At 44.3% G+C, this 16,243-nt stretch carries 16 protein-coding genes; 13 read left to right on the forward strand and 3 right to left on the reverse strand.

Features of this window, described 5'->3' with window-relative positions:
• The 10 genes from NYE25_RS28445 to NYE25_RS28490 all read left to right on the forward strand — a co-directional run bounded on the left by NYE25_RS28445 (position 1) and on the right by NYE25_RS28490 (position 8,594).
• Positions 1-2,238: a DUF4129 domain-containing transglutaminase family protein gene (locus NYE25_RS28445; protein ID WP_341147442.1), complete on the forward strand. Its 2,238-nt coding sequence runs from the start codon at positions 1-3 to the stop codon at positions 2,236-2,238.
• Positions 2,239-2,326: 88 nt separating this feature from the next.
• The gene (locus tag NYE25_RS28450; protein ID WP_042193454.1) at positions 2,327-2,848 is read left to right on the forward strand and encodes a YqeG family HAD IIIA-type phosphatase; all 522 of its coding nucleotides are present in this window, start codon (positions 2,327-2,329) and stop codon (positions 2,846-2,848) included.
• A 2-nt stretch (positions 2,849-2,850) separates the two neighbouring features.
• Positions 2,851-3,978, forward strand: coding sequence for a ribosome biogenesis GTPase YqeH (gene yqeH, locus NYE25_RS28455; RefSeq protein ID WP_042185965.1), 1,128 nt, complete (start codon positions 2,851-2,853; stop codon positions 3,976-3,978).
• Positions 3,979-3,994: 16 nt separating this feature from the next.
• A complete protein-coding gene (aroE, locus tag NYE25_RS28460; RefSeq protein WP_256716196.1) occupies positions 3,995-4,870 on the forward strand; it encodes a shikimate dehydrogenase in 876 nt (291 codons plus the stop codon).
• A 57-nt stretch (positions 4,871-4,927) separates the two neighbouring features.
• Positions 4,928-5,221 (forward strand): ribosome assembly RNA-binding protein YhbY, encoded by a 294-nt coding sequence (gene yhbY / locus NYE25_RS28465; protein ID WP_076284314.1) that lies wholly within the window; start codon positions 4,928-4,930, stop codon positions 5,219-5,221.
• Between the two features lie 34 nt (positions 5,222-5,255).
• A complete protein-coding gene (locus NYE25_RS28470) occupies positions 5,256-5,858 on the forward strand; it encodes a nicotinate-nucleotide adenylyltransferase (protein WP_076298145.1) in 603 nt (200 codons plus the stop codon).
• Positions 5,830-6,408, forward strand: a complete 579-nt coding sequence (gene yqeK, locus NYE25_RS28475) for a bis(5'-nucleosyl)-tetraphosphatase (symmetrical) YqeK (RefSeq protein ID WP_341147443.1) — start codon at positions 5,830-5,832, stop codon at positions 6,406-6,408. Before NYE25_RS28470 ends, yqeK begins: the two co-directional genes overlap by 29 nt.
• On the forward strand, positions 6,405-6,752 hold the full coding sequence (gene rsfS / locus NYE25_RS28480) for a ribosome silencing factor (RefSeq protein ID WP_042185972.1): 348 nt from the start codon (positions 6,405-6,407) through the stop codon (positions 6,750-6,752). Before yqeK ends, rsfS begins: the two co-directional genes overlap by 4 nt.
• Positions 6,749-7,669 (forward strand): CvfB family protein, encoded by a 921-nt coding sequence (locus NYE25_RS28485; RefSeq protein ID WP_341049474.1) that lies wholly within the window; start codon positions 6,749-6,751, stop codon positions 7,667-7,669. The genes rsfS and NYE25_RS28485 overlap by 4 nt, the downstream gene beginning before the upstream one ends.
• A 154-nt stretch (positions 7,670-7,823) precedes the next feature.
• Positions 7,824-8,594 (forward strand): class I SAM-dependent DNA methyltransferase, encoded by a 771-nt coding sequence (locus NYE25_RS28490; RefSeq protein WP_042185976.1) that lies wholly within the window; start codon positions 7,824-7,826, stop codon positions 8,592-8,594.
• A 263-nt stretch (positions 8,595-8,857) separates the two neighbouring features.
• Here NYE25_RS28490 and NYE25_RS28495 read toward each other — a convergent pair whose 3' ends face one another.
• Both NYE25_RS28495 and NYE25_RS28500 read right to left on the reverse strand, forming a co-directional pair.
• Positions 8,858-9,016 (reverse strand): hypothetical protein, encoded by a 159-nt coding sequence (locus NYE25_RS28495; RefSeq protein ID WP_036675694.1) that lies wholly within the window; start codon positions 9,014-9,016, stop codon positions 8,858-8,860.
• 130 nt (positions 9,017-9,146) lie between these two features.
• Positions 9,147-10,103, reverse strand: a complete 957-nt coding sequence (locus tag NYE25_RS28500) for an ArsR/SmtB family transcription factor (protein WP_042131966.1) — start codon at positions 10,101-10,103, stop codon at positions 9,147-9,149.
• Between the two features lie 326 nt (positions 10,104-10,429).
• Between NYE25_RS28500 and NYE25_RS28505 the strand changes: the two genes are divergently transcribed.
• Both NYE25_RS28505 and NYE25_RS28510 read left to right on the forward strand, forming a co-directional pair.
• Positions 10,430-11,695 carry a glycoside hydrolase family 27 protein gene (locus NYE25_RS28505; protein WP_445667161.1) on the forward strand — a complete coding sequence of 422 codons (1,266 nt, stop codon included), beginning with the start codon at positions 10,430-10,432 and terminating at the stop codon, positions 11,693-11,695.
• Between the two features lie 12 nt (positions 11,696-11,707).
• A complete protein-coding gene (locus NYE25_RS28510; protein ID WP_341147445.1) occupies positions 11,708-12,667 on the forward strand; it encodes a glycoside hydrolase family 43 protein in 960 nt (319 codons plus the stop codon).
• 92 nt (positions 12,668-12,759) lie between these two features.
• Here the strand turns inward: NYE25_RS28510 and NYE25_RS28515 are convergent, their stop codons facing one another.
• Positions 12,760-13,287 carry a hypothetical protein gene (locus NYE25_RS28515; RefSeq protein ID WP_341147446.1) on the reverse strand — a complete coding sequence of 176 codons (528 nt, stop codon included), beginning with the start codon at positions 13,285-13,287 and terminating at the stop codon, positions 12,760-12,762.
• Positions 13,288-13,522: 235 nt separating this feature from the next.
• Here NYE25_RS28515 and NYE25_RS28520 point away from each other — a divergent pair, with 235 nt between their 5' ends.
• The gene (locus NYE25_RS28520) at positions 13,523-16,198 is read left to right on the forward strand and encodes a YhgE/Pip domain-containing protein (protein WP_341147447.1); all 2,676 of its coding nucleotides are present in this window, start codon (positions 13,523-13,525) and stop codon (positions 16,196-16,198) included.
• The last annotated feature ends 45 nt before the right edge of the window (positions 16,199-16,243 follow it).

The following is a 16,243-nucleotide window of genomic DNA, read 5'->3' on the forward strand; positions in this document are numbered from 1 at the left end:
ATGAGAACCTGGTGGAATCAGATAAAATTCTCCTGGCACCGTTCCGTCGGCCTATTATGGCTGTTGATTATTGCACAGCAGTGGATTTCGTATACGGAACCCATCTGGCTAAATCAAACCACTGCTTCTGTATGGGCTGCCCTATTAACGATCACTGTCATTGAGATTTTTATCCCTGTTAAAGTTCAATTCAGACTGATTATAGAAGCAGTAGCTATTATCTATATCGTTTATCGCATCATTTCTAATTACGGAATTTATGTTCCTGATCCATGGGCTACAACCCTTGTTGATAAGCTCCAAGATATTAGTGTGTATATGGTGCCGTATATCTGGTTTGCTCTTGGTGCCTCTGCCTTGCTGTTGCTGTCGTCTTGGTGGGTATCCTCGAAGAAGCGTATCTTATGGTTTATAGGAATGAACATTGTAGCGCTGGCTGCGCTTGATTCCTTTACATCTATTGTATTGTGGCAGGAAGTGGCTTGGACAGTATTTGCGGGTATGGGTTGGCTTGTCAGCCAGCACCTGAGAAGTTTTCAGCTACATTATCCGCGTGGATGGGTACATTTGCTGGAATATCCCTCGAAAATAGTCATGAATATCGCAATCGTCTTCTCTCTGGTTATTTTAATCGGTGTGAATATGCCGGATGTAAGGCCTACTTTGACGGATCCTTATACAGCGTGGCAAGAGTGGAATGGAATTGGGAAATCTTCTGGTAAGAGCACAACTGGAACAACGAATTCCAATACGGGCTCAGGTTCCTCTGTTAACAATACTTCGTCTGGCTATAGTCTCAATGATGACAACCTGGGCGGGGGCTTTAACTTCGATTATACCCCGGTGATGACAGTGGTTTCAGATTTGCGTGTTTATATGCGAGGAGAAACACGCAGAATCTATTCTGGAAGTGGATGGTCGGATAAGGATCGATTAAAGCGAGGACCTATAGAAGAGGTGGAGACGGGGAAATCCTTGGAGCAAAGTGTGGCTTCTAAGGTCACTACCCGCACACTGAAACAGACGGTTAAAGTGCTTAACAATAATGAATTTCCGGTGTTATTCGGTGCTTATTCTGTAACTTCGGTGGATTCATTAAATGGTGAGGCAGCCGGGAAAGGTCTTTTCTGGAGAGACCGTGATAGTGAGCTTCTATGGGATATGGATAAGAAGAAACTAGACTATCCTTCGACCTTCGAGCTGACTTCTGAAGTTCCCGTCATTCCTGTTCAGGAATTGACAGCAAAGACCTATGAGGAGCTATACAAAGGTAATGATCTGGAGGAAAGCTTCCTTCAGCTGCCTGATGACTTCCCTCAACGGGTTAAAGATCTGGCCGAGGAAATTACAGCCCAAGGAAGAACACCGTATGAAAAAACAGCACTTTTGCAACAATACTTACAACAAACTTTTCCATATACCAACAAGCCGGATATAACACGTGTTTCAAGTGAGGATTTTGTAGATGGATTTTTGTTCGAGCTGAAGGAAGGTTACTGTGATTATTATTCTACGGCACTAGTCACTATGGCACGTTCCCTAAACATCCCTGCAAGATGGGTTAAGGGTTATGCACCTGGAGAACAGCCAGAAATGCCTATGAATCTGGCGCAGCAGGTGGGTGCGGCAAATAATAATTACACGATTACCAATGCAGATGCCCATTCCTGGGCTGAGGTCTATTTTGGTGAGTATGGTTGGATTCCTGTTGAAGCTACACCGGGGTTTAATGCTCCTCTCCTGACTAAGAATGAGCAAATACCTGAGACAGACCCGGAAGATCAAGATGAAATGGCAGAACCAACACCTGCACCTGTGACTAATGCACAAGCAGATCAAGGCTTCCATGTGGGTTTATGGGTGATTTTGGCGGCAGTGGTTGTATTATTATCCTGGACTATTTTTAAAGTTTGGCATATTCGCTTTAAGCTTCGCTTCTTCATTCAACAGATGCGAATGGGCCGACCTTTAACGCCTGATCAGAAAGTTGTGGCTGAAACTGAGCGTTGGGTAAGGTATTTGCATCGTAAGGGCATGATGAAGGAAGAGCATGAAACATTGCGTGAAGCCGTAGTCCGCTGGAGTCAGGAACGACCTGCTGTGGCCAATCATCTTTCTTCACTGCTAACGATGTTTGAACAAGCGAAGTATAGCCCTGATGTTATTGAAGACAAAGACTGGCAGAGCGTGTATACTGAAGCTTTGCGGCTGCGGAGAACGATAAGATCCAAGAAATAGCGTTTATGCAGTAAATCATTGCTATAGATTTATTTGCGTAGCGCATGGAGTATGTTATAGTTTTTTGTATGAAATCGAGGTGAACGTATTGTTTGAAATGTTAGTTCCCAAACTCCGGGTGAATACGGTATTCGATATTTCTCTAGAAGAGCTGTATCGGCAGGGATACCGTGGAATCATTACGGATCTGGATAACACACTGGTCGGTGCCAAAGCGCCTGTGGCTACTCCGGAGCTGTTGTTATGGTTTGAGAAGGTGAAGGAAGTGGGCTTTAAGCTCATCATCGTATCCAATAACAACATGGAACGGGTGTCACGCTTTGCTACACCGCTTAATATTGAATTTGTGCATCAGGCTCGTAAACCGAGTAATGCTCCTTTTCTCAAAGCGATGAAGCAGATGGAGTTGCCACCGGAGCAGACGATTGTGGTGGGAGACCAAATGCTTACAGATGTATACGGCGGCAATCGGCTTGGCCTGTATACCGTATTGGTGCTGCCAATCTCCGTTAAGGATGAAGGGTTCGGCACAAGATTTAATCGTCGGGTAGAGCGAGTTGCTCTGACACGGCTTCGTAAAAAAGGATTGTGGCACGAGGAGGAAAAATAGTAATGAACGAACAAAGTGAAACACAGCGTACTGAGAAGTGTAGCGGTTGTGGTATCAAGCTTCAGACGGAGCATAAGGATCAACCAGGATACCTTCCGGAAGTCGCACTAGATCGGGACCCTGTGATTTGCCAACGCTGTTTCCGGATTAAGAATTATAATGAGGCTTCATCTGTTTCTGTGAACCAGGATGAATTTCTTCGCTTGCTGAGTGGAGTAGGGGAGAAGAATGCACTTGTTATTCATATTGTTGACATTTTCGATTTTGAAGGCAGTTTGATTTCCGGCCTTCAGCGGTTTGTCGGTAATAACCCAGTTATTCTTGCAGTGAATAAATGTGATCTGCTGCCTAAGGTTACGAACTGGAATAAACTGCGTAACTGGATGCAACAACGCTGTAAAGAAGAAGGATTGCGGACAGCTGAAATCGTACTTTGTAGTGCGAAACGTAATCAAGGCTTTGACCGTTTACTGGAAGCCGTAACAGAACTGCGTGGTGGGCGTGATGTTTATGTAGTCGGTGCTACGAATGTAGGGAAATCCACGCTTATCAACCGTTTGATTTCGGACTATAGTGATTTGGAGCAGGAGTTAACCACCTCGCGTTACCCTGGTACAACACTCGATACGGTCAAAATTCCACTAGATGATGGCCACTATATTATAGATACGCCAGGGATCGTGTATCCATGGCGTTATAGTGAACTAGTTGAGCGTCAGGATCTGGATGCAGTTATGCCGGCCAATCCGTTGAAGCCTGCTGTCTATCAGTTGAATGAAGGACAGACGCTATTCTTCGGTGGACTGGGACGTTTTGATTTCGTGCAAGGTCCGCATCAATCGTTCACATGCTTTATTAGTGGTACTTTAAAAATCCATCGCACCAAACTGGAACGTGCAGATTCCCTTTATGCGGACCATCGTGGTGAAATGTTGTCTCCTCCAGGAAGTGACCGGATGGACAAGCTGCCACCATGGCAACGTCATGAGTTCCGAATTAATAAAGGCAGTCGGAGCGATCTATATATTTCAGGTTTGGGCTGGATTAAGGTCAACGGGACAGAAGGCGCAGTCGTGGCTATCCACGTTCCGCGTGGTGTGAAGGTGCTTACCCGCCCTTCGATGATCTAACGGGGAGGCTATTACAGTGTCTTTGATAACTGCAACCGAGGGCTACAATACCGGGAATATTTTACTGGGCGTAATGGGAGATCCTATTATTCAATCCAAATCTCCTATTATGCATGAAGCAGCACTGCAAGCACTGGGAATTCCGGGTGCTTACGTGCCGCTTCATATCCTTCCAGAGAATCTGGAGGATGCGGTGCAAGCGATTCGCACGCTTGGATTCCGTGGCGTAAATGTGACGATTCCGCATAAGGTTGCGGTGATGGCTTATGTGGATCTATTAGATGAAAGTGCGGTAGCCGTTGGTGCAGTCAATACGATTGTTAATAATAACGGGGTACTCACTGGATATAATACGGATGGAATCGGTTATGTACGTTCGCTTAAAGCGGAAGCCATTTCTGATTTGTCAGGTACGAAGATTATGGTGATTGGAGCCGGTGGAGCAGCTAGAGGAATTGTTGCCGCACTGCTTCAGGAGAAGCCTTCTTCTATCCTTATCGCTAATCGCAGTGTTGATAAGGCACAGGACTTGGCTGCAGAGTGCCAGAGCAAAGGGAATGTGGTCGGGATTAGCATGAACGAAGTAGCGGAAATGCTAGATGGCGTTGATGTACTGATCAATACAACCTCCGTGGGAATGTATCCTCATATGGATGAGACACCTATAGATCCTGAACTGCTTCGTGCAGGGATGGTCGTAAGTGATCTGATTTATAATCCACTGCGCACGCGTCTATTGTTAGAAGGACTTGAACGAGGCTGTAAGATTCATGGAGGCCTCGGGATGTTTGTCTATCAGGGGGCTTATGCATTGGAGTATTGGACAGGGCAGCCTGCTCCTACGGAAACCATGCGACAGACCATACTCCATTGTCTGGGTGGAAAAGAGTAAGAAATGGATTCATCAATTTAGGGTAATAATATATGTTAATTAAGGAGTTATTCATTTATGTTAACTGGTAAACAAACACGGTATCTTCGTTCATTGGCGCATCACCTAGATCCTATTTTTCAAGTGGGCAAAGGTGGAGTAAACGATCACCTCGTACGCCACATTGAAGAAGCTATTGAGAAGCGTGAACTTATGAAGATTAGTATACTGAGCAACAATATTGAGAATCCCAAGGAAATCGGTGCGCAACTTGCCGAACAATCGGGTTCTGAGCTTGTACAAGTGATCGGAAAGACAATTGTCTTGTACAAAGAATCGCGTGATAACAAAACCATTGAGCTGCCCCGCTAATACCTGAAAGCATACTACCAAGGAGGTCGTCCTCTTGAAAGTTGGAATTATGGGAGGTACCTTTGATCCTCTTCATATTGGTCATATGATGGCAGCGGAAGCAGCTAGAGAAACTTATGGACTTCAAGAAGTATGGTTTATGCCTTCACATATTCCGCCTCATAAACATGAGGCAGGGGTATCTGGAGCAGATCGGCTGGCAATGGTGCAGGAAGCGATACACAATCATGAAGCTTTTCGCACATTAGATTGGGAAGTTGTCAGAGGTGGCGTTTCCTATACGTTTGAGACCATAAGACGGCTGCAAGAGGCGTATCCGCATTTCGATCTTTATTTCATCATCGGAGCGGATATGGTCCAGTATTTACCGAAATGGAACGAGATTGAAGAGCTTGTGCAGCGGCTTACATTTATCGGCGTAGGTCGTCCGGGAACACCTCTTGATCTAGATGCATTGCCAACTTATATAGCAGAAAAGGTACTGCTAGCAGATATGCCTCTGGTTGATATTTCGTCAACGATGTTAAGAGAACGGGCTGCAACTGGAAAATCCATTCGTTATATGGTACCTGAGGCAGTGTTCGAATATGTTCAAAGGAGTGGATTGTATGGCATACAGCCGCGAAGCTCTGATTGAGGCGGTCTCGACACAAATGCCTGCAAAGCGCTGGAAGCATACACTGGGCGTCATGGAGTCATCCATTCAACTAGCTGGGCAATATGGCGCTGATCCTGAGCGTGCGGAGACAGCAGCAATTCTGCATGATGTGGCCAAGTATTGGCCTGTGGAGAGAATGAAGGAGATTATCGAGCAGAATCATCTGAACTTGAATCTTCTGAAGCATGACAAGCAGCTGTGGCATTCAGAAGTAGGTGCCTTTGTAGCAGAGCAAGATTATGGGATCACAGATCCAGATATTCTTAATGCGATCCGTTTTCACACCTCAGGTCGTGAAGACATGAGTTTACTTGAGAAAATTGTCTGTCTCGCCGACTATATCGAGCCAGGCCGCGATTTTCCAGGCGTTGATAAGATACGTAAGCTGGCTAAAGTAAGTTTGGAAGAAGGACTAGTCGCTGGATTTGATTCTACGATTAGTTTGCTACTGGAAAAACGCCGAGTGATCTTTCCGTTAACGGTACTGGCGCGTAATGATTTAGTTAGAATATTGGAGGATAAAATATGAGTGTACAACCAAGCAAGCTGTTAGAACTGGCCCTTAAGGCTGTGGAAGATAAAAAAGCAATGAACGTAGTGGCATTAGATCTGCGTACTGTTTCACCGATTAGTGATTACTTTGTTGTATGTCACGGTAATTCGGATACCCAAGTTCAGTCCATCGCTACCGAAGTCCGCAAAGTGGTCCATGAAGCAGGCGGCGTAATTAAGGGGATCGAAGGAATGGATTCAGCACGCTGGGTGCTGATGGATCTTGGAGATGTTATTGTTCATATTTTCCACCGCGATGAACGTGAATACTACAATATTGAGCGTCTATGGTCGGATGCGAAGGTAGTGGAGACTGTATGAGCCTGATTGCAGGAACTACAGTTACACTTAATGTAGTAAGAGAGGTATCCCCATACGGATTTTTCCTGAATGCAGGAGATCAGGATGTTATGCTGCATTATACTGAGCTTACCGAGAAGGTTAAGACAGGCGATAAAGTTGAAGTCTTTATCTTCTTCGATACCGAGGACCGCCTAGCGGCAACGATGAAGAAACCGTTTCTGACATTGGGCGAAATGGCCTTATTGGAAGTGGCTGATATCCATCCGCGTCTAGGTTGCTTCTTGGAAATGGGTCTCGGACGGCAGCTGCTGCTGCCCATTCGTGAGCTTCCAGAGCTTCCAGAGTTGCGCCCTCAGATCGGCGACTATGTGTATGCGATTATGGAGCATGATAAACAGGGGCGCCTTCGTGCTAAATTAGCTGGAGAACAGGAACTAGCTCCGCTAGCTCTTCCTGCGCCTGAATCCTGGATGGGACAGACTGTGACAGCCCGGGTGTACAAACCGCTGCAGATGGGGACTTTTGTTCTTGTAGATGCTGGGGTTTTAGGCTTTGGTATTATCGGTATGGTCCATTCCTCTGAACGGAGTCGTCTACTACGTCTTGGAGAGCAGTTTGAAGCACGTGTCTCCCATATCCGCGAGGATGGTCGTGTTAACCTTTCTATGGGTCTCCGTAAAGAAGTAGGCATGGATGTAGACTCTGCCACGATTTTGGAATTCTTGCATGCCCGTCCGGGTGGAGCGATGCCTTATTCGGATGCTACACCACCGGATATTATCAAGCAGCGTTTCGGAATTAGCAAATCAGCCTTTAAGCGTGCGCTTGGAAAGCTGATGAAGGAAGGCCATGTTACCCAAAAAGAGAATTGGACGTATCTTGCTCCTAAGGAAGAGGAAGGTTCAACCGAGGGAAATGAAGAAACAACCGAATAATTAAAAATATAAGAAAGTATAAGTTTCACACTATACTTTTCCTTATATTTTTCGTATAAACGCTCACCGTCCTTGTGGGGATGCCTAGAGCGTTTATGCTTGATGGGTCAATAATAGAATCATATTAAATGTTGTAATAGAAAGCGGTGTACTAGTGTCTTCCTATGGGAAATTTGCTTATGTATACGATGAGCTCATGGCAGATATGCCGTATCCTGATTGGATCTCCTTTGCTGAAACCGCATGGAGCAAATACGGTAAGCCTGTAACCGTGGCTGAGCTTGGCTGCGGCACCGGGAGTATCACTATTCCTTTGGCGGGTTCAGGGTATCATATGACCGGAATCGATCTATCTTCAGATATGCTCTCAGTGGCACAGCGCAAAATGGAAGAGCATCCCCAGGGACGGCGTTTCTTGCGCGAAGGTAGTGTTCGTTGGATTAGACAAAACATGAAGGAATGGGAGCTTCCAGAGCTTGTGGATTCTGTGATTTCTTTCTGTGATTGTCTGAATTATGTGCTGGAAGAAGACGATATCAGAGCTGTCTTTGCTAGTACCTTTGCAGGACTAAAGCAAGGCGGCACCTTTCTGTTCGATGTGCATCACCCAAACACACTGATCCGTTATGAAGAAGAGCAGCCCTTTATTCTGGACGAACCATCGGTGTCTTATATTTGGACTTGTGAGATGGATGTTCCTCGCCGCGAAATAGAACATCATCTGTCCATTTTCGCTCGCGAAGAGGGACGGAGTGATGTATATCGCCGTTTCGAAGAGACACATATTCAGCGTGCCTACGATCCCCAGTGGATGAAGGATGAACTGCTTAAGGCTGGATTTAGTGATGTGAAGACTTACGCTGATTTCGAGTGGATAGAGGCGGATGATGATGCGGAACGTTTATTTTATATTGCTATAAAATAAATATTCAACATACTAAGAGGGGCTGTCCCAAAAGCTATGAAAATAGCTGGTGAGACAGCCCTTCTTTTTATGAGTTTAGTGTGGTCCCTGCTATTGAAAACGAGAGGCTAAAAATAAGCAAATAACGTCATCTGAGTCCGTATGCTTCATGGAATGTTGGATTCATGATTCATGATTCGTGTATGAAGAAGTAGCTGTAATTGCGCCAATATGTATATCAAAAAAACCGGGTAGTGTTTATGCCACCCGGCATCTTCCAATCCTTACCGATGCTCAAACAGATCAATGGCACCCAATACGACATGAGCCAGACCAAATCCAAGTACGCCTGTTGCTGCCATCTTATACTTGCTTCCAAGAAAAGCGGCGCTAGAAGCGGTTACGACGGTTCCAAGAACAGCGGGAATTAGACCTTCACGCATTCGAAACACTCCTTCTCGGTGGTTTGGGAGACAAGGTTATTATGAGTCAAACTCAAAAAAATATACAAAGAAAAAGAAGACCTTAGACCAGTTATTGCTGGTTCTAAGGTGTTTTTGTTTAGGGAATGTTTTATTCTGATAAGGTAACGGCAGTACGAGAAGCGCCAATTTCAACTTCATGAACATCATATAGTACACGCGCCAGTAAGTCCTGGCTATAGTTGCCGAAATGTTTGCCGTAAATGGTGAGCCCGCGTTTGTTTACAGGCTTGTCCGTTACGGCTATCCGGAAAGTAAGCTCGCTCTTGTAATCAAGCTGAATATCATCCAGGGTCACGTCAGAAATCCGGCAACCGTCAATAAAGCTACCTTCATTATTAATACGGATCAGTTTGAGCATACCATATTGGTTTAAATGTGGAGGCCACCAGTCTGGATTAAACGTTCCACGCGTGTCTCCGAAATCTCCAGGACTAGTCCAGTAGCCGATTTCAATTCCATTTAAGTAGAAATAAAGATCGGAGGGATAGTTATCGTTAGATCCAGGGGCCTCAGAGCCAATCTCCATCGAGAATTGGATTTCGCGGAACGTTTGATTTGCTTTAAGATAGTTCGGAATTCTATATTCGAGAAAGCCTTCAGCCATCCAAATGATCTCGGATTCAATCCGCTGAGGATCAGCGAAATAACGGGGTTCGTCGAAGTCGCCGATAATGCTGTCTTTGGTAGCAAGTCCGCAGGTCGGAACAGCCTGATAGTTGCTATAATGTCCTACTTGAATTTCTACTTCGTAGAGATTATCAACATCCTTGCTGCGAAGATCAACAATAAGCTTATCCTTATTTAAATAGCAGACCTTCTGAATACCGTGTTTACCCACGGATGTGTTTATCTCGATGAGACCGCTTTCTTCTAACTTTTTAATATGCATCGTGATTGCTCCATTGCTGAGGTTCAGCTTCTTGGCAATTTCATTCAGATTCAGTGCTTGATTGGTAGCTAAAAGTTCGAGTATGAGGATTCTGATTTCAGAACTAAGCGCCTTGAATATTTCAAGACCACTCATTAAATCTTTAATATAGATCATTTTATCAATACCTTCTTCCAAATGGTCATAAATGAATACTGTTTTATAAAATTATAAACTAATATAGCATATAAATAAAGTATCCTTCCTTATTTTGTAGAATAATAAAAATAAGGGAGTTTTTTTCCTGTTTTTGCATTTAATCTAATTTAATTTAAAAATTAATGAAACTAATTCACAAGATAAGATGGTTTTACAACGAAATCATGTTATTTTTACTATTTATTTTATAAAAGTATTAAAAGGTTTAAATAAATATATTTACAAGTCTTTTTCTCTATGCTATTTTTAAACTGAAAGTCTTAGAAAAGGACGTGAAAATCATTATGTTAGCTGCAACGCCCCCAATGGGCTGGAATAGCTGGGACTGTTACGGAGCTAGTGTTAATGAAGAAGAGGTAAGAGGCAACGCCGAATATATGGCTGCTCATTTGAAGGAATTTGGCTGGGAACATGTTGTTGTGGATATTCAGTGGTATGAGCTTGGAGCGAACTCTTCGCAATATCGTAACTTTGTACCGCTGGTCATGGACGAGTATTCCAGACTTCAACCGGCAGAAAATCGTTTTCCTTCCGCAAAGGGAGGCAAAGGTTTTGCCCCACTCGCTGAATATGTGCATGGATTAGGGTTGAAATTCGGCATCCATATTATGCGTGGAATCCCTCGACAGGCCGTTCATGCGGCAAGTTCCATTCTAGGATCTGAGCAAACCGCACGTGATATCGCACATCCCAATTCTATATGTCCGTGGAATACAGATATGTATGGAGTAGATGCTTCTAAAGAAGGCAGTCAGGCTTACTATGATTCTCTCTTCCAGCTGTATGCCAGTTGGGGTGTAGATTATGTGAAGGTGGATGATATTGCCGCTTCACGTATTTATGGATACCACAAAGACGAAGTTGCCATGATCCGTAAGGCTATCGATCGCTGTGGTCGTGAAATGGTGCTTAGTCTTTCACCTGGACCTGCTCCGGTAGAAGAAGCTGAACACTTAGCTGAACATGCTAACCTGTGGAGAATGACCGACGATTATTGGGATCATTGGCATTTGCTGCGTGGAATGTTCGAGCGCTGCGAAAAATGGGCTCCTTACGTTCAGCCAGGCCATTGGCCAGACTGTGATATGCTGCCGCTAGGTCATCTTGGGATTCGTTCCGTTGATGGCGGGGGAGACCGATTTACAAGGTTTACTCCTGACGAACAGGTTACCATGATGACGCTTTGGACTATTTTTCGTTCGCCTTTAATGTTCGGGGGAGAGCTTAGAGACAATGATGAGTGGACATTATCTTTGTTAACTAATAAGGAAGTGCTTCATCTGCATCATTTTGGTAAGGGTGGTAGACAAGTAGAGCGGAACGAAGAGTATGCAATCTGGACTTCTGAGGATGAACAAGGTAACCACTATGTAGCGTTGTTTAATCTCAGTGACAAAGAGTCGACACTTCAGGTATCTTACCAAAAGCTAAATGTTTCAGTTCCAAAAACGATACGTAATCTGTGGCAAAGCCATGACCTGGAAGTTACTAATGAAGGGGTTACGCAGTTTCTTCCACCGCATGGTTCTGCATTGTTAAAGCTTTTATAGAGGAGAGAGAATATGGATACGAGTAGAGCGTACAACAACCCATTGGTGGAGCAACGTGCTGATCCATGGGTATATAAACATACGGATGGATATTACTATTTCACAGCTTCTGTTCCAGAATACGACCGGATCGAAGTAAGAAGATCGACAACCATCGAAGGATTAACTACTGCAGAACCAGTTGTAGCATGGCGCAAGTATGAGACGGGGCCGCTTAGTGCTAACATTTGGGCGCCGGAAATTCATTATATAGACGGAAAATGGTACATTTACTTTGCCGCAGCACGGACTACGGAGACGACGGATGGTTTGTTCGATCACCGTATGTTTGCGCTCGAGAATGCATCTGCTAATCCCTTAGAAGGAACATGGGTAGAAAAAGGTCAAATGAAGACCGCTTGGGAATCGTTCGCTTTGGATGCGACAACGTTTCAGCATAAAGGAAAACTGTACTATGTATGGGCTCAGAAGGACCTGAATATTGAGGGTAATTCTAATCTGTATATTTCTGAAATGAGCAATCCGTGGACACTTACAGGTCCTCAGACTATGATTGCTACTCCAGAGTATGACTGGGAAATTATAGGGTACAAAGTAAACGAAGGCGCAGCAGTACTGAAACGAAATGGTCATATCTTTATCAGCTTCTCGGCGAGTGCTACAGACTTCAATTATTGCATGGGACTATTAGTAGCGGATGAAGACAGCGAACTTCTGGAGGCAGCTTCATGGACTAAACTACCAAATCCAGTATTCCAAACGAATGAAGAAAATGGACAATTCGGTCCAGGCCATAATAGCTTTACAGTCAATGAAGATGGGGAAGATGTGCTCATCTACCACTGCCGCAATTATAAAGAAATTACTGGCGATCCTCTTTATGATCCAAACCGTCATACTCGCGCTCAGGTCTTCCATTGGAATGAAGATGGCACGCCGAATTTTGGAGTTCCTGTTAAGGATGCGCAATAAAAATAATCCGTTTTGCAAAAAAAGAGGGTTACCCATTAGCCACGTAAATGGCCGCTGGGTAACCCTCTTTTTCATATGTTACGTGTTGCTGCTTAAGGTATATATTGTTGCACGATGGAGGTGATTACGCCGTCCTGAATCGTAAGGTGATAAGGGAACTGGCTTAGATCGAAAATATCCGTTTTATTAAATTGATCGATAAATTGCTGTAAGGTTATGGCTTCGTTCCACTGAATGTCTAAGTCCTCACTGTTACCAGTGTGATCAAAGATCTGCATGGTGACTTTTGCGTTATCCGCAATCGGATAGGTTGTCAGTGTATCAACATCATTAACAACATAATATCCGTCTGGAGCTCCGCCAATTTCTGCTGCACCTTCTGGGTCTCTCTCAGCAAAGATTCGGTCAGCATCAGCACCCTGATACCAGTTTATTTCATCGGCTGTAATGGAAAGCTTGCCATTCTCGGATTGAATAGTATGGATATATACCGTCTGTTGCTGAGTCTTGCCACTATCTTGCGCATCTACTCGTGTTCCAACGGTACTAGCAGTAGTAATTAGGGAAAGAAACAATAGAACAACAACCGGTAACACATACGCTGACTTTTTCTTAAACATTAGAAATCTCCCCCTTGAGATATGTAAAAAGGTTGTATATATCTTATTACCCGCTACGTTTTTTCCTAAACGGGCTATATACTTCTATTACGTTAAACGAGCAGGTTTTGTTGCAATTTTTTAAAAATATTTCTGAAAAACGATGCCGGTCATGAATCCACTAAAAATGATAGTAAAAGTTTGTCTCCTCGGGCATATTAAAATGTCAAAACATACAGATTAGGGGGAGCAACGAATGGGTGGAATACTACGGATTTATAGGAACGACTGGCGCAACGTATTTAAGGTTCCTGTGGCCGTGTTTCTGATCGCTGCTTTGGTGGTGTTACCTTCTGTGTATGATTGGTTTAACGTTGCGGCGGTGTGGGATCCCTACAGTAATACCTCTGGCATTAAGATTGCTGTAACCAGTTTGGATGAAGGGACCACTGTGAAGGATAAGAGCTTCAATATCGGCAATGATGTCATGGAAAGTCTTCGGAATAATAAAAGCTTAGGCTGGACCTTCGTAGATGCAGAAGCTGCGCACAACGGTGTGAAGCGTGGAGATTATTATGCTAGTATTGTTATCCCTGCTGATTTCTCCAAAAGAATGACAGGAATCCTCGAAGGCAGGATCGTGAAACCAGAGATTGAATATACCGTCAATGAGAAGATAAATGCGATTGCCCCTAAAATCACAGATAAAGGTGCCTCTTCAATTACAACACAGATCAGTGAGAATTTTACGGAAACCATTAGCGAAACCGTATTTACGGCTTTAAAGCAAATTGATTCAAAATTCCAATCTGAATTGCCTATTATACGCAAGGTTGAAAAAGGGTTGTTTAAGTTAGAGGCAAGTCTCCCCGAGATTGAAACGGCAGGGCAACATGTATTGAAAATTGAGGAGCAATGGCCGCAAATTCATGCATCGGCAACGCGTATCTCTAAACTGGAGAATAAGCTGCCTGAGGTTGAAAAGGCGGGATTGGCTTTAGAAAAAATAGCTGAACATTGGCCTCAAATTGCCAATGTTGCAGATCATTTAGGGGAGCTGCAGGATAAGCTACCCAAAATTGAACAAGCAGCACAGCTAATCGTTCAACTTGATAATCATTTTGGTGAAGTTGAACAAATCATGGACAAGGCGTCGGAAGGTCTTGCGGAAGCAAATAAAGTTGTTAACACTGCTCTAACTGCGCTACCTAAGGCCGACAAAATTGTAACTGCTGGAAATGATTTTGTTCTAGAGCTTCAACAGTTCTTAGAGAAGAGTAATGCTGCATTTGAAGCGGTACCTGCCGCCCTCAAACAAAATATATACCTGCTGCAAAATACGGAGAACGCAGTAGTTCAGCTTGCTGAACTGCTGCAGGGAGAAGATATTGACCCGCAAGCGGTACGCGAGCAACTTGAGTCAGTTTCCGCTCAGCTGGTGTCGGGAAGTAACGTGATGGATCATACGCTTTCTTTGTTATCGGCACTGAATACATTCTCACCAGGAACAGTAACTAATGCTGAGATTGGCACCTTGAAGGCTGTAAACAATGCCTTGAGCAGACAGACTTCTTTGGTAAACTCACTGGCGACGGATCTACAAAATGAGGGTCAGCCTGATCCGAGTAATGTTAAGCAATTGGGTCTTAAATCTGGCGAAGGGAACGTAGCCATTTCGAAGCTTATTTCCGAATATGAAGCGGCAACTATCCCTGCTATAAAAAATACATTAGAGCAAATATCCACTGCTGCTGAGACTACAGCCACTGTCCTGGATCAAGTTCCGGATCGTCTATCGGCGCTGGGTACCCTTCTTGAGGAGACTATGGCAGCGATTGAGTTCGGACAATCAAGCTTGGCTAGTCTACAGCAGGACTTACCAGCTATTCGTGAAGCGGTACATACAGCAGCTAGCGGTGTCGCAGATAAGACACAGAGCTTTGGTACTTTTGTTCGCGATACACTTCCACTAATTCAGAGCAGCTTGCCTGTTGCAGGAGAAAAAATACAACAAGCTGCAAATTTCGTCCGTCAGGATCTGCCGGCTGTAGAGGAACGGGTACACCAGATTTCTGATCTGATACGTACAGGTCTCCCCCGTGCGGATAAGGGAGTGGCGGTCGCAGCGGATATGGTGCGAAATGATCTTCCGATACTGGAAGATTCGATTCGTAAAGCGGCAGCCACCATCCGTCAGATCAAAGATGAGGTGGATCTGGGAGAGATTGCTGAGCTGCTCGGAGGGGATATTAAGAGCAAAAGTGAATTTTTGGCCAATCCGGTAGTATTAAAAGAGAATAAGTTATATCCTATTCCGAATTATGGTTCGGCTATGACTCCTTTTTATGTTGTACTTTCCTTATGGGTAGGTGGCACACTCCTAATCTCACTTCTCCGTACGGGAGTGGATACTGAGGGAATTGTGTACAAGCGGTATCAATTGTATTTTGGACGTTTGCTGACGTTTCTTACGGTTGGGATTCTGCAAGCGTTGGTGGCTGTACTTGGTAATATCTTTATACTGAAATGTTATGTGGTGGACAAGGTGTGGTTTGTCCTTTTTGCAGTATTAATTAGTATCGTATTCGTGACGATTGTATTTACGCTTGTCTCGGTATTCGGCAATGTTGGGAAGGGGATAGCAATCGTATTCATGGTGCTTCAATTCTCAAGCTCTGGCGGTACGTTTCCAATCAGTACAACAGGCCATTTCTTTCAAATGTTGAATCCGTTTATGCCATTTACTTATGCGATTAGTTTGATGCGGGAGGCGGTAGGGGGGATTCTGCCGGAAGTGGCGATTCGCGATTGTCTTTATTTGATCCTATTCGGTGTAATAGCACTCTTACTGGCGCTAACGCTCAAAAAGCCGCTGGAGCGTTATATCGAAAAGGCGGCTGAACAAGCCGAAGAATCCAAATTGATCTCTTAAGAAAAAAAGAGGTTGTACCTAAGCCAATTGCTGTGGCTTTTGGTA

This window comes from Paenibacillus sp. FSL E2-8871 (genome assembly GCF_038000345.1).
Lineage (GTDB): Bacteria > Bacillota > Bacilli > Paenibacillales > Paenibacillaceae > Paenibacillus_AQ.